Source organism: Hymenobacter gummosus, assembly GCF_003970915.1.
Taxonomy (GTDB): Bacteria; Bacteroidota; Bacteroidia; order Cytophagales; family Hymenobacteraceae; genus Solirubrum; species Solirubrum gummosum.
In genome coordinates, this window is the sequence record NZ_RXOF01000001.1 from 41,187 (window position 1) to 53,368 (window position 12,182).

Genomic DNA, 12,182 nt, shown 5'->3' on the forward strand with positions numbered 1-12,182 from the left:
TTAGCTGTTTTTCTTAGCGTTGGCAAACGGCATCCCGAAGGCGCGCAGCAGCTCGTAGCTCTGCTCGTCATTTTCAGCCGTCGTCACGAAGGTGATATCCATGCCGCCAATCTCCTTGATCTTGTCAATGGAGATTTCCGGGAAGATGATTTGCTCCTTGATGCCGAGCGTGTAGTTACCACGGCCGTCGAAGCCCTTGTCGCTGATGCCTTTGAAGTCGCGTACGCGGGGCAGCGCCACGGTCAGCAGGCGGTCAAGGAATTCGTACATCTGGTTGCCACGCAGCGTCACGCGGGCGCCGATCGGCATGCCCTCGCGCAGCTTGAAGTTCGAAACCGAACGCTTGGCGATGGTCGGAACGGCTTTCTGACCGGTAATCTGGGTCAGTTCGTCCACGCCATTGTCCACGAGCTTCTTGTCGGCTACGGCCTTACCAATACCGCGGTTGATGCAGATCTTGGTAATGCGCGGCACCTGCATGGTGCTCTTGAACTGGAATTTCTCCTGCAGCTGCTGGCGAATCTCCTTGTCGTAAATGTCTTTCAGTCGAGCCATTGTCGGATACTTGGTTAGGCGTTAGCCGAGCTAACAAGCTTGACATTGCTGGCGTGGATCGGTGCCTCGATCTTCGAGATGCCGCCCTGGGGGTTCTTGGCGCTCGGCTTCGAGTGCTTCGTGACCAGGTTCAGGCCTTCGATGATGACGCGCTGGGTCTGGCGGTTCACCGACTTGATGACGCCAGTCTTGCCGCGCTCGTCACCGGCGATTACCTGGACGGTATCACCGGTTTTCACGTGCAGCTTCGCGGGCTTTGCTTCTTTGGTTTTCAGTGCCATTGCGGTTAGAGAACTTCAGGGGCCAGCGAAACGATCTTCATGAACTGCTTCTCGCGCAGTTCGCGGGCCACCGGGCCGAAGATACGCGTGCCGCGAGGCTCGTCGTTGTTGTTGAGCAGCACGGCGGCGTTGTCGTCGAAGCGGATGTACGAGCCGTCTTTGCGGCGTACTTCCTTCTTCGTGCGAACCACCACGGCTTTCGACACGGCACCCTTCTTGGCGTTGCCCGAGGGGATGGCCGATTTGATTGCCACGACGATCTTGTCGCCTACCGTAGCGTACTTCTTGCCCGTGCCGCCGAGGACGCGGATGCAGAGTACTTCTTTGGCGCCGCTGTTGTCGGCTACCGTCAGACGGGATTCTTGCTGGATCATCTTACTTGGCGCGTTCTACGATTTCTACCAAACGCCACCGCTTGCGCTTGCTCAGCGGGCGGGTTTCCATGATGCGCACCGTGTCGCCTTCGCCACACTCGTTGTTCTCGTCGTGGGCGACGAACTTGGTCGACTTCGACACGAACTTGCCGTAAATCGGGTGCTTCATTTTGCTCTCGACCACAACGGTGATGGTTTTGTCCATCTTGTTGCTCGTCACGCGGCCGATACGCTCTTTGCGCAGGTTACGCTCTACCGTAGCGGTGCCCTGCTGTTCTGCGTTGTTTTCCATTACTAGCGGGGGACTACGATTGCTGCTCCTGCTCGCGGCGCTTCAGCTCGGTGAGCAGGCGGGCGATGTTGCGGCGGCCGTGCTTGATACGGGCCGGGTTTTCGAGCGGGGAAATAGCGTGAGCGAAACGCAAGGTTTGCGCGCCCGACTGTTCCTTGTTGATTTGCTCTTTCAGATCCTCGATCGAAAGGGCACGGATTTCAGCGTTTTTCATGTTGCTTATGCCTCAACGAAGTCACGACGAACTACAAACTTGGTGCGAACCGGCAACTTCTGAGCGGCCAAACGCAGCGACTCCTGAGCGAGTTCCAGCGAAACCCCGTCCGATTCGAACAGGATGGTGCCGGGCTTCACGATGGCTACCCAGTACTCGGGCGAGCCTTTGCCCTTACCCATACGTACTTCAGCCGGCTTCTTGGTGATGGGCTTGTCCGGGAAGATGCGGATCCAAACCTGACCTTCACGCTTCATAGCGCGGGTCATGGCGATACGGGCTGCTTCGATTTGACGCGCGGTGATCCAAGCGGCCTCCAGCGACTTAATGCCAAACGAACCGAAGTCCAGCGAGCTGCCGCGATAGGCCAGGCCGTGTACGCGGCCCTTCTGCATCTTCCGATACTTGGTTCTTTTCGGTTGTAACATGATCTAGTTCTCGAAAAAGAAGTGGAAGGAAGAAGGACTAGCGACGGGGGCCACGGCCTGCGCCGCCGCCTTGACCGCCACGATTACCGCCACCGCCTTGGCCGCCGCGGTTACCGCCGCCTTGGCCACCGCCAAAGCCGCCACGGTCACCACCGCCACGCGGGCCACGGTCGTTGCCACCACGGCCACCACGGTCGCCGCCACGGCCACCACGGTCGCCCCGCTCGCCACGCTCACCGCGCGGACCACGGTCGTTGCGGTCGTTGCCGGCGGCGCCCTGCTGCTGGCTCAGCAGCTGGTTGGGCGACAGGTCGGGCTTGCCGAATACTTCACCGCGCATGATCCACACCTTGATGCCGATTTTGCCATACACCGTCTGGGCTTCCGAGAGGGCGTAGTCAATGTCGGCGCGGAGGGTGTGCAGCGGGGTGCGGCCTTCCTTGTATTGTTCCGAACGGGCAATTTCAGCACCGCCGAGGCGGCCGCCGCACTGCACCTTGATGCCTTCAGCGCCCACGCGGAGTGCGCCCTGAATGGCTTGCTTCATCGCGCGGCGGAACGAGATACGAGCCTGCAGCTGCTGAGCGATGCTTTCGCCTACTAGCTTGGCGTCGAGTTCCGGACGCTTGATTTCGAAGATGTTGATCTGGACGTCTTTGCTCGTGAGCTTTTTCAGTTCGTCCTTGATCTTATCAACTTCCTGGCCGCCTTTACCGATTACCACACCCGGACGAGCCGTGTTGATGGTGATGGTGATACGCTTCAGGGTGCGCTCGATGATGATTTTCGAGATGCCGCCCTTCGGGATGCGTGCCAGAATGTATTTGCGGATCTTTTCGTCCTCTACCAGCTTGTCGGCGAAGTCTTTGCCGCCGTACCAGTTAGAGTCCCAGCCTTTAACGATACCCAGGCGGAGGCCAACCGGATTAACTTTCTGTCCCATGGTTATTATTCGGTGGCGTCAGCCGCGGTTTGGGTGTCAGCTTTCTTGGTCGAACGACGGGCCGGCTTCTTAGCGGGAGCCTCTTCAGCAGCCGGAGCGGCGGCGGGAGCGGTTTCCAGTTTGGCGGCGGCATCCTTCAGACCCTGGCGGCTGCCGATGGCTTCCACCTTCGAGTCAATGATGATCGTGACGTGGTTGCTGCGCTTGCGGATGCGGTGGCCGCGGCCCTGGGGGGCGGGGCGCAGGCGCTTCAGCTGGCGGCCTTCGTCAACGAAAATCTCTTTGATGTAGAGGTTAGCGTCCTCGATGCGCTCGTCCTCGTTCTTCTGCTGCCAGTTGGCCAGGGCCGACAGGAGCAGTTTCTCGATTTTCTCGGCGCCCGAGTTAGCCTCGAACTTCAACAAGCCCAAGGCACGGGTAACGCTTTTGCCGCGTACTAGGCCGGCCACGAGGCGCATCTTGCGCGGCGAGGTCGGTACGTTACGGAGTTTGGCTACTGCTTCCATGTCTTAGCGCTTGCCTTTATCTTTCTTGGCTACGTGGCCGCGGAAGTTGCGCGTGGGCGCAAATTCCCCAAGCTTGTGACCAACCATGTTTTCGGTCACGTACACCGGGATGAACTTATTGCCGTTGTGCACGGCGAAGGTGTGCCCTACGAAGTCCGGCGAAATCATCGAGCGGCGCGACCAGGTCTTCACCACCGATTTCTTGTTGGACTCCTCCATCACCTGCACCTTCCGCTCCAGGCGGAAGTCGATGTACGGGCCTTTTTTAAGCGAACGTGCCATTACTTCTTGCCTTTACGCGAAACGATGAGTTGCTCAGAGTACTTGTTCTTGTTGCGGGTCTTGTAACCCTTCGCGAGCAGGCCTTTGCGGCTGCGCGGGTGACCACCGCTCGAGCGGCCTTCACCACCACCCATCGGGTGGTCAACGGGGTTCATAGCCACACCACGAACGCGCGGACGGTAGCCCAACCAACGGTGACGACCGGCTTTGCCGAGACGCACGTTCATGTGCTCGCCGTTCGAAACGGTGCCAACCGTAGCCATGCAGGTAACGAGTACCATGCGCATCTCGCCGGAGGGCAGTTTCAGCGTCGCGTATTTGTCTTCGCGAGCCACCAGCTGGGCGTAGGTACCGGCCGAGCGGGCCAGCACTGCGCCGGCACCCGGCATCAGCTCGATGTTGTGAACAATCGTACCGAGCGGCATTTCGCGCAGCGGCAGGGCGTTGCCCAGTTCCGGTGCGGCGCCCGGGCCTGCTACCACGGTAGCGCCTACCTGCAGGCCAGCCGGTGCGATGATGTAGGCCTTCTCGCCGTCAGCGTAGCTGATCAGGGCGATGCGCGCCGTACGGTTCGGATCGTACTCGATCGACTTCACGGTAGCCGGCACCGAGTGCTTGCTGCGCTTGAAGTCGATGATACGATACTGTTGCTTGTGACCACCACCGATGTAACGGTTGGTCATTTTCCCGGAATCATTCCGGCCACCGGATTTTTTCTTGGGTGCCAACAGCGACTTCTCCGGCGTCGACGTGGTAATCTCGTCGAAACCCGGGGCGATACGGAAGCGCTGACCCGGTGATGTTGGTCTTAGTTTTTTGAGTGCCATTTTATAGCGAAAATGCTCTAGCGAGGGGCCTCGGTCAGAAATTCAGCCGGCAGCTTAGATGCCGCTGTAGAAGTCGATAACGTCACCTTCCTTCACCGTCACGATGGCCTTCTTGCTGGAAGCACGACGGCCGGTAACGGCACCGGTCTTGGTGAAGCGCGACTTGAGTTTGCCCTGGCTGCGGATGGTGCTGATGCCCGTCACCGTTACGCCGTAGAGCTTCTCAATTTCTTTTTTGATTTCAACCTTGTTGGCGGTGCGCTCCACTTCAAAGGCGTACTGGCCTTTCTCGTTCAGCGACGTTGCCTTCTCGGTCACGATGGGCTTCTTGATGATGCTCATTACTCAGCGGCCGTGTAAAGTTGGGTGAGCGTCTCCAGGCCAGCCTCCGACAGCAACAGCGTGTCGGTGTTCAGCAGGTCGTGGGTGTTCAGAGCCGTGGGAACAGCCACCTTCACCTTTTGGATGTTGCGGGCCGACAGTACCACGTTCTTGTCAACCGAACCGGTTACCAGCAGGGTCTTCTTGCCGGTGTTCAGGTTCAGGCCGCTCAGGATGTTCAGGAAATCCTTCGTCTTGGGGCCTTCCAGGGAGAAGTTCTCCACCAGGGCCAGACGGTTTTCGCGAGCAAGTACCGACAGGGCCGACAGGCGGGCCAGCTGCTTGGTTTTCTTGTTCACTTTGAAGCCGTAGTCACGGGGCTTGGGACCGAATACGCGGCCACCACCGATGAACACCGGCGACTTCATCGAACCAGCGCGGGCACCGCCGGTGCCTTTCTGCTTCTTCAGTTTCTTGGTCGTGCGGGCGATTTCAGCGCGCTCCTTCGACTTGTGTGTGCCCTGGCGCTGGTTGGCCAGGTACAGCTTCACGTCGAGGTACATGGCGTGCTCGTTCGGCTCCAGCCCGAAGATTGCGTCGGACAGCGTCACCTTGCGGCCGGTGTCCTCGCCTTTGATCGTCAATACAGAGAGTTCCATCGCGCCTATTTCTCCAGAATCACGTAACCGTTTTTAGCACCGGGTACCGAGCCGCTCACCAGGATGAGGTTCTGCTCGTTCATCACGCGCAGCACTTTCAGGTTCTGGATCTTCACTCGGTCACCGCCCATGCGGCCAGCCATGCGCATGCCCTTGAACACGCGGGAGGGCCAGGAGCAGGCACCGATCGAACCGGGGTGACGGCCGCGGTTGTGCTGACCGTGGGTTTGGCCACCTACACCAGCAAAGTTGTGACGCTTTACAACGCCCTGGAAACCTTTGCCTTTCGAGGTACCAACCACGTCTACGAAGTCACCTTCGGCGAAGTAGTCAGCGCTGATTTCAGCACCCAGCGAGTAGGATGCCACGTCGTCGGTGCGGAACTCGACGAGTTTCTTGCGGGGGGTAACTCCCGCCTTAGCGAAGTGGCCAGCCAACGGTTTGTTGGTGTTCTTGGCCTTCTTGTCGCCGTAACCGAGCTGAACGGCCGTGTAGCCGTCAACTTCGAGCGTCTTCACCTGCGTCACTACGCACGGGCCGGCTTGGATGAGCGTGCAGGGCACGTTCCGACCATCGGCAGTGAAGAGGCTTGTCATACCGATTTTTTTACCGATAATGCCAGGCATTCGAATGGGGTTTTAGAAAAGACACAGTGAAAACGCCCGAATGACGTTTTCGGAAAGGGAGTGCAAAGCTAGGGAATTGTTAAGACAAAAGCATAACCCCATCTGAAAATATTTCAGATGATGCGTTGTCCCTTACGGCTATCAGTCAGCCAGTTTGCTTCCCGCGTCGGACCGGTTATCGGCCCCTCCCCTACTCCTGCTGCGAAACTGGTCGGCAATTTGCTAAGCGCGGCGGAATCCTATTTTACGAGCAGGCCAATACTATTTTATTAGGCAGGACGCCACTGCAAGCCTTTCCGCACGCCTCTCTCCTTCCGGCATTCTGCAAGACTACTGAGAGGCAATAGAAGGAAAAACAATGAGAAGGTGAGTCCGCTCTGCCCCTCCATCGTGGGCTCAACCATAAAGGACAGCGTGACGATGATATACTGCACAAGCAGCATTGGGGCGTGTCGGCGGCGGGCCCACCACAATGGGTAGTAGAAGGATAAGATGAATATGGCTACGCCCAGTGTGCCAAAGGCCACCAGATAGAACAAGAACTGGTTGTGCGGCTGCAGGTAGTGTTCCTCCTCAATCTGGGGAAAGAATTCCTGATACCGGGCCGACATTTCCATGCGTAAATCAGCTTTACCTACCCCAAATACCGGGTGGTCTTTCCAAACTTCCAGCGCCGTTTGGTACGAATACATCCGGCCTACCAAGGAGTAGTTGTTGGCCGAGTGAGTTTGCTCAACCCGGCTAGCGTCGTCCTTGGTGTTATGGTATTTGTTGTAGAAAGTGGGCAGCGTAAAGTAGCTCACGATTGGCAACAGCACCATCAGGGCCGTGACGGCGGCAGCCTTTCGCCAAGCCTGCTTCTTCAGTAGGTAGCCGATGGCTACAACAGCCAGCACGTAAAGAGCTACCAATCCGCTGCGCACGGCCAATAGGTGCATGAAGCCCGCCAGGAAAATGGTAGCTCCCAGCACTGCCGCGCGACGCCAGCCCGTCAGCACCTTTCGATTAAGCATGACAGCCCCTACCGCAATAGAAAGGGCAATAAGCAGGCTAAACCGGATATGGTCCGGCACCGTGGGCATTATCTTAGAATGGATGTACAGCTCGTTGATGTAATCCGCGTTCAACAGATAATAAATGGTGCTGCCGATGGCTGAAAGCGTAGTAGCCGCCAGCAGCAGCTTGTATAAGCGCTTCAGGTCTGAGGACGGTAGCGGCGGCAGAATCCAGAACGCGAGCGGCAGCATCAGGAAAGGCAACTGCAGCACAATGTCGCGCCAGAACTCTTTGGCGTTAGCGGCGCTGGTATTCAGGCCAGCTGCCAAGTGCATCAGGAAGATCAGTACGAAACCAAAATACACCGGCCACTTGCGTAGCTGTGCTACTTCCCGAAACCGCCACAGGTAAGTCAGCGCACACAGCAGCAGGCAGGCTTGCCCGATGCTGGCCAGTACCCGGAAAAAAGTCAGCGTGTAGAGCCCGGTAATAACCAGGCCACAACTGATGGCTGCGGCCGTTTGAATACGGCCAACGGTCAGCCAAGGAGTGGTGCTTGAAGTGGCAGAAATACTCACAGACGTTGAACGCATACCCACAGCTGCACGCTCGGGCGAAACGCAAGTTACCGATTTCGTGCCAGCCTTGCCCGGCACGGCGTTGCGTCTATTCTACGCAGAGGCAGGAGCGGCCGCAATGGTTGCAAACAAAAAGCCCCGCCGGCCGAGGCCAGCGGGGCTTTTTTGCTGCTGAGGGGTTAGGCTCAGACTTTGATTTCTACGTCAACGCCGCTCGGCAGTTCGAGCTTCATCAGGGCGTCTACCGTCTTCGACGAGGTCGAGAAGATGTCCACCAGGCGCTTGTAGGTGCAGAGCTGGAATTGCTCACGCGACTTCTTGTTCACGTGGGGCGAACGGAGTACGGTGAACTTTTCTTTTTCCGTCGGCAAAGGAATCGGGCCGCTTACGATGGCACCCGTTGCTTTCACCGCCTTTACGATCTTCTCCGACGACTTGTCGACGAGGTTATGATCGTAAGACTTCAGTTTAATGCGAATTTTCTGGTTCATGAGGTCAGCTTGTGAAAGCAAAGATTACTTACCGCCTTTTACTTTGGCGATGATGCCTTCGGCGAGGTTCTGCGGCACCTGCTCGTAGTGCGAGAAGGTCAGCGAAGCCGAAGCGCGGCCCGAGGAGATGGTGCGCAGGTCGGTTACGTAGCCGAACAGCTCCGACAGCGGAACGTCAGCCTTGATAACCTGGGCACCAGCCTTCGTGTCCATGCCTTTCATGATGCCACGACGACGGTTCAGGTCACCCGTTACCGGGCCCGTGTACTCGTCCGGCGACACTACTTCCACGGCCATGATGGGCTCGAGCAGCTTCGGAGCGCAGCGCGGGGCAGCTTCCTTGTAGCCGAGGCGAGCCGCCATTTCGAACGACAGGGCGTCCGAGTCCACATCGTGGTAGGAACCGTGGAAGATCCGCACGCGCATCGAGTCCATCGGGAAGCCGGCGAGTACGCCGTTCTTCATAGCTTCTTCGAAGCCCTTCTGGATCGGAGCGATGAATTCTTTCGGGATAACGCCGCCGGTGATGCCGTTGACGAACTCCAGACCGGGTTTCTCCGGATCGGTTTCTTTCGGACCGATTTCGAATTCAACGTGAGCGAATTTACCACGACCACCCGTCTGCTTCTTGTATACTTCGCGGTGCTCGATTTTCTTGGTAATCATCTCCTTGTAGGCTACCTGCGGAGCACCCTGGTTGATTTCAACCTTGAACTCGCGACGCATACGGTCGATGATGATTTCCAGGTGAAGCTCACCCATGCCGCGCAGTACCGTCTGGCCAGTTTCCTGGTCGGTGAATACCGTGAGGGTGGGGTCTTCTTCCACGAGCTTGGCAATGGCCATACCCATCTTGTCGACGTCAGCCTGAGTCTTGGGCTCGATGGCGTAGCCGATTACGGGCTCGGGGAACGACATGGACTCGAGCACGAGACGGTCTTTCTCTTCCGTCAGGGTGTCACCGGTCTTGATGTCTTTGAAACCCACGCCGGCGGCAATGTCACCAGCCTGGATTTTGTCGATGGGGTTCTGCTTGTTGGAGTGCATCTGCATCAGACGCGAGATGCGCTCCTTCTTGCCCGTACGGTTGTTGAACACGTACGAACCCGACTCCAGCTGACCCGAGTAGCAGCGGAAGAAGCACAGACGGCCCACGAAGGGGTCGGTAGCAATCTTGAACGCCAGAGCGGTGAAGGGCTCGTCGTTGTCGGGGTGACGCTCTACTTCCTCGCCGGTGTCGGGGTTGGTACCGATGATGGCGGGCATGTCGAGCGGCGAGGGCAGGTAGGCCATCACGGCGTCCAGCATAGCCTGCACACCTTTGTTTTTGAAGGCCGAGCCGCACATTACCGGCGAGAACTTCATGTCGATAACCGCTTTGCGGATTACGTCCATCATCTCCTCGCGGGTGATGCTGTCCGGATCCTCAAAGAATTTCTCCATGAGCGTGTCGTCGTATTCGGCAACGCTTTCCACGAGCTTCTCACGCCACTCGGCTACGGTGTCCACGAGGTCCTCGGGAACCGGTACTTCCTTGTAGGTTTTGCCCTGGGTGGCGTCGTCCCATACGATGGCCTTGCCGGTCAGCAGGTCCACTACGCCTTTGAAGGTGTCTTCAGCGCCAATCGGAATCTGCAGAGGCACGGGGTTAGCACCGAGCTTGTCTTTGATTTCGGCTACGGCCTTGAAGAAGTCAGCACCGGCGCGGTCCATCTTGTTGACGAAGCAGATGCGCGGCACTTTGTATTTGTCAGCCTGACGCCATACGGTTTCCGACTGCGGCTCTACGCCCGATACGGCGCAGAACAGGGCAACGGCACCGTCGAGCACGCGCAGCGAACGTTCTACTTCAACGGTGAAGTCAACGTGGCCGGGGGTGTCAATCAGGTTGATTTTGTACTGCTTGGTCTCAGGCGTCGATTCGCCCTGCACCGTGGGGTAGTTCCAGAACGTGGTGGTAGCGGCCGAGGTGATGGTGATACCACGCTCCTGCTCCTGCTCCATCCAGTCCATCGTGGCCGCACCTTCGTGCACTTCCCCGATTTTGTGGGTTTTACCCGTGTAGTAAAGAATGCGCTCCGACGTCGTGGTCTTACCGGCGTCGATGTGCGCCATAATCCCAATGTTGCGGAGGTACTTCAGGTTTTCGTTGACGGCCATGTCTTTGTTGGGGTCTTAGGGTCTTAGGGTCTTAGGGTCTTGGTTTTGTTCGGCCAGCTCTGCGCTTATCGGAACATCAACCAAGACCCCAAGACCCCAAGACCCCAACAACTAATTAGAATCGGAAGTGCGAGAAGGCCTTGTTGGCTTCGGCCATCCGGTGGGTGTCGTCCTTCTTCTTGACGGCGGCACCTTCACCTTTGGCGGCGGCGATAATCTCACCAGCCAGCTTGTCTTTCATCGTCTTCTCACCGCGGCGACGCGAGTACTGAATCAGCCACTTCGAGCCAACGGCGATACGACGGTCGGGGCGCACTTCGGTGGGCACCTGGAAGGTAGCACCGCCTACGCGGCGGCTTTTTACTTCCACGGTCGGCATCACGTTGTTCAGGGCTTTGCGCCACTGCTCGAGGCCGTTTTCCTTGGTGCGAGCTTCTACCTGCTCCAGGGCATCGTAGAAGATGCCGTACGCCAGGCTCTTCTTGCCGTCGTACATCAGGTAGTTAACGAAACGGGTTACCAGCGTCTCGCCGAACTTGGGGTCCGGCAGGAGGATACGCTTCTTCGGTTTTGCTTTTCTCATGGTATATGAGGAGTCGTGGGGACTGGGGTAGTTCGTCGACCTAGCTTCACGCGCCGGAGGGCGCATTACTCAGACCCGTGGTCAACGTTCAGGCCCCAACTACCTGATGATTACTTTTTCTTGCCGGGTGCCGGTTTGCCACCTTTGCCCGTAGCAGCCACTTGGCCGGGCTTCGGACGCTTGGCACCGTACTTCGAGCGACGCTGCAGACGGCCGTTTACGCCGGCGGTGTCCAGCGCGCCACGGATGATATGGTAGCGCACACCGGGAAGGTCTTTCACGCGGCCACCGCGGATCAGCACGATGCTGTGCTCCTGGAGGTTGTGGCCTTCGCCCGGGATGTAGGCGTTAACTTCTTTGCCGTTGGTCAGACGCACGCGAGCTACTTTACGCATGGCCGAGTTCGGCTTCTTGGGCGTGGTGGTGTACACGCGGGTGCACACACCACGGCGCTGCGGGCACGAATCGAGGGCGGGCGACTTGGATTTCGTCGTCAGCTTCTCGCGGCCTTTGCGCACTAATTGGTTGATGGTTGGCATCTATTGAGCGTTTTGTCCGGGAGGGTCTTCTCCCAAAAAATTAGGCTGGCAAAGGTAGACAGTCTGATTTACAATAGCAAACGGGTAATGTAACTTAACAAGAGAAGGGCCGGGGGCTCAGTATCAAGCGGTTTACTCAGGGCAGAGTTGAACATCCCTAAGAATGACGCAAGCCCGCACGGGGTCGTGCGGGCTTTTTCGTGGCTGTTTGGGCTGAAATGCGGGCTAATCCGCTGCCTGCAGCGTCACCGGGCCGAAGTCGGCGCAGCGGCTGAGCACGTAGCCCAGCACTTCCAAACTCGTGCGGCTGCGGCTGTAGTCGCAGAAGTAGAGGCCGTACTCGGCGCGCTGCAGCACGGCGTCGGGCAGGCTGGCGAGGCTGCCGGAGCTGCGGTATTCGTGCAGGCCTAGCTCGTCGACATGGTCGAGGCTGGGCGCTTTGCTGAGGATGCTGTGGGCCTGCTCGATGGTCAACGCGCAGATGATGCGGTACTCGTAACCCGTTTCTATCAAACACATTTAACCAG

Annotated in this window: 18 protein-coding genes and 1 pseudogene; all 19 read right to left on the reverse strand. The window is 58.0% G+C overall.

Annotated features, from left to right (window positions below):
* The gene (rplE, locus tag EJV47_RS00195) at positions 1 to 555 is read right to left on the reverse strand and encodes a 50S ribosomal protein L5 (RefSeq protein WP_126691130.1); all 555 of its coding nucleotides are present in this window, start codon (positions 553 to 555) and stop codon (positions 1 to 3) included.
* A 32-nt stretch (positions 556 to 587) separates the two neighbouring features.
* Positions 588 to 836: pseudogene (gene rplX, locus EJV47_RS00200) on the reverse strand (50S ribosomal protein L24); the annotation flags it as partial.
* A gap of 5 nt (positions 837 to 841) precedes the next feature.
* On the reverse strand, positions 842 to 1,210 hold the full coding sequence (gene rplN, locus EJV47_RS00205; protein WP_059072177.1) for a 50S ribosomal protein L14: 369 nt from the start codon (positions 1,208 to 1,210) through the stop codon (positions 842 to 844).
* 1 nt (position 1,211) lies between these two features.
* The gene (rpsQ, locus tag EJV47_RS00210; RefSeq protein WP_126691132.1) at positions 1,212 to 1,502 is read right to left on the reverse strand and encodes a 30S ribosomal protein S17; all 291 of its coding nucleotides are present in this window, start codon (positions 1,500 to 1,502) and stop codon (positions 1,212 to 1,214) included.
* A gap of 13 nt (positions 1,503 to 1,515) precedes the next feature.
* Positions 1,516 to 1,716 (reverse strand): 50S ribosomal protein L29, encoded by a 201-nt coding sequence (gene rpmC, locus EJV47_RS00215; RefSeq protein WP_126691133.1) that lies wholly within the window; start codon positions 1,714 to 1,716, stop codon positions 1,516 to 1,518.
* A 5-nt stretch (positions 1,717 to 1,721) separates the two neighbouring features.
* On the reverse strand, positions 1,722 to 2,144 hold the full coding sequence (gene rplP / locus EJV47_RS00220) for a 50S ribosomal protein L16 (RefSeq protein ID WP_126691134.1): 423 nt from the start codon (positions 2,142 to 2,144) through the stop codon (positions 1,722 to 1,724).
* A 37-nt stretch (positions 2,145 to 2,181) separates the two neighbouring features.
* Complete coding sequence (gene rpsC / locus EJV47_RS00225; protein ID WP_126691135.1) at positions 2,182 to 3,087, reverse strand: 30S ribosomal protein S3; 906 nt, start codon at positions 3,085 to 3,087, stop codon at positions 2,182 to 2,184.
* Between the two features lie 5 nt (positions 3,088 to 3,092).
* Positions 3,093 to 3,593 (reverse strand): 50S ribosomal protein L22, encoded by a 501-nt coding sequence (rplV, locus tag EJV47_RS29020; RefSeq protein ID WP_126691136.1) that lies wholly within the window; start codon positions 3,591 to 3,593, stop codon positions 3,093 to 3,095.
* A 3-nt stretch (positions 3,594 to 3,596) separates the two neighbouring features.
* On the reverse strand, positions 3,597 to 3,875 hold the full coding sequence (gene rpsS, locus EJV47_RS00235) for a 30S ribosomal protein S19 (RefSeq protein WP_078013193.1): 279 nt from the start codon (positions 3,873 to 3,875) through the stop codon (positions 3,597 to 3,599).
* Positions 3,875 to 4,702, reverse strand: coding sequence for a 50S ribosomal protein L2 (gene rplB, locus EJV47_RS00240; protein ID WP_126691137.1), 828 nt, complete (start codon positions 4,700 to 4,702; stop codon positions 3,875 to 3,877). The genes rpsS and rplB overlap by 1 nt, the downstream gene beginning before the upstream one ends.
* Positions 4,703 to 4,756: 54 nt before the next feature.
* On the reverse strand, positions 4,757 to 5,044 hold the full coding sequence (gene rplW, locus EJV47_RS00245; RefSeq protein ID WP_126691138.1) for a 50S ribosomal protein L23: 288 nt from the start codon (positions 5,042 to 5,044) through the stop codon (positions 4,757 to 4,759).
* The gene (rplD, locus tag EJV47_RS00250) at positions 5,044 to 5,682 is read right to left on the reverse strand and encodes a 50S ribosomal protein L4 (protein WP_126691139.1); all 639 of its coding nucleotides are present in this window, start codon (positions 5,680 to 5,682) and stop codon (positions 5,044 to 5,046) included. Before rplD ends, rplW begins: the two co-directional genes overlap by 1 nt.
* 5 nt (positions 5,683 to 5,687) lie before the next feature.
* Positions 5,688 to 6,308, reverse strand: coding sequence for a 50S ribosomal protein L3 (rplC, locus tag EJV47_RS00255; protein WP_078013197.1), 621 nt, complete (start codon positions 6,306 to 6,308; stop codon positions 5,688 to 5,690).
* A 269-nt stretch (positions 6,309 to 6,577) separates the two neighbouring features.
* A complete protein-coding gene (locus EJV47_RS00260; RefSeq protein WP_165903557.1) occupies positions 6,578 to 7,882 on the reverse strand; it encodes an O-antigen ligase family protein in 1,305 nt (434 codons plus the stop codon).
* 185 nt (positions 7,883 to 8,067) lie between these two features.
* Positions 8,068 to 8,373 carry a 30S ribosomal protein S10 gene (gene rpsJ, locus EJV47_RS00265; RefSeq protein ID WP_078013199.1) on the reverse strand — a complete coding sequence of 102 codons (306 nt, stop codon included), beginning with the start codon at positions 8,371 to 8,373 and terminating at the stop codon, positions 8,068 to 8,070.
* 24 nt (positions 8,374 to 8,397) lie between these two features.
* Positions 8,398 to 10,533 (reverse strand): elongation factor G, encoded by a 2,136-nt coding sequence (fusA, locus tag EJV47_RS00270; protein ID WP_126691141.1) that lies wholly within the window; start codon positions 10,531 to 10,533, stop codon positions 8,398 to 8,400.
* Positions 10,534 to 10,648: 115 nt separating this feature from the next.
* Positions 10,649 to 11,116 (reverse strand): 30S ribosomal protein S7, encoded by a 468-nt coding sequence (gene rpsG / locus EJV47_RS00275; RefSeq protein WP_126691142.1) that lies wholly within the window; start codon positions 11,114 to 11,116, stop codon positions 10,649 to 10,651.
* A 110-nt stretch (positions 11,117 to 11,226) separates the two neighbouring features.
* Positions 11,227 to 11,655, reverse strand: a complete 429-nt coding sequence (gene rpsL / locus EJV47_RS00280) for a 30S ribosomal protein S12 (protein ID WP_126691143.1) — start codon at positions 11,653 to 11,655, stop codon at positions 11,227 to 11,229.
* Positions 11,656 to 11,880: 225 nt separating this feature from the next.
* A complete protein-coding gene (locus EJV47_RS00285; RefSeq protein WP_126691144.1) occupies positions 11,881 to 12,174 on the reverse strand; it encodes a hypothetical protein in 294 nt (97 codons plus the stop codon).
* Between the last annotated feature and the right edge of the window lie 8 nt (positions 12,175 to 12,182).

Coding starts and splice junctions, on each gene's coding strand:
- rplE (WP_126691130.1), bottom strand. CDS start 555: ATGGCTCGACTGAAAGACATTTACGACAAGGAGATTCGCCAGCAGCTG.
- rplN (WP_059072177.1), bottom strand. CDS start 1,210: ATGATCCAGCAAGAATCCCGTCTGACGGTAGCCGACAACAGCGGCGCC.
- rpsQ (WP_126691132.1), bottom strand. CDS start 1,502: ATGGAAAACAACGCAGAACAGCAGGGCACCGCTACGGTAGAGCGTAAC.
- rpmC (WP_126691133.1), bottom strand. CDS start 1,716: ATGAAAAACGCTGAAATCCGTGCCCTTTCGATCGAGGATCTGAAAGAG.
- rplP (WP_126691134.1), bottom strand. CDS start 2,144: ATGTTACAACCGAAAAGAACCAAGTATCGGAAGATGCAGAAGGGCCGC.
- rpsC (WP_126691135.1), bottom strand. CDS start 3,087: ATGGGACAGAAAGTTAATCCGGTTGGCCTCCGCCTGGGTATCGTTAAA.
- rplV (WP_126691136.1), bottom strand. CDS start 3,593: ATGGAAGCAGTAGCCAAACTCCGTAACGTACCGACCTCGCCGCGCAAG.
- rpsS (WP_078013193.1), bottom strand. CDS start 3,875: ATGGCACGTTCGCTTAAAAAAGGCCCGTACATCGACTTCCGCCTGGAG.
- rplB (WP_126691137.1), bottom strand. CDS start 4,702: ATGGCACTCAAAAAACTAAGACCAACATCACCGGGTCAGCGCTTCCGT.
- rplW (WP_126691138.1), bottom strand. CDS start 5,044: ATGAGCATCATCAAGAAGCCCATCGTGACCGAGAAGGCAACGTCGCTG.
- rplD (WP_126691139.1), bottom strand. CDS start 5,682: ATGGAACTCTCTGTATTGACGATCAAAGGCGAGGACACCGGCCGCAAG.
- rplC (WP_078013197.1), bottom strand. CDS start 6,308: ATGCCTGGCATTATCGGTAAAAAAATCGGTATGACAAGCCTCTTCACT.
- rpsJ (WP_078013199.1), bottom strand. CDS start 8,373: ATGAACCAGAAAATTCGCATTAAACTGAAGTCTTACGATCATAACCTC.
- fusA (WP_126691141.1), bottom strand. CDS start 10,533: ATGGCCGTCAACGAAAACCTGAAGTACCTCCGCAACATTGGGATTATG.
- rpsG (WP_126691142.1), bottom strand. CDS start 11,116: ATGAGAAAAGCAAAACCGAAGAAGCGTATCCTCCTGCCGGACCCCAAG.
- rpsL (WP_126691143.1), bottom strand. CDS start 11,655: ATGCCAACCATCAACCAATTAGTGCGCAAAGGCCGCGAGAAGCTGACG.
- EJV47_RS00285 (WP_126691144.1), bottom strand. CDS start 12,174: ATGTGTTTGATAGAAACGGGTTACGAGTACCGCATCATCTGCGCGTTG.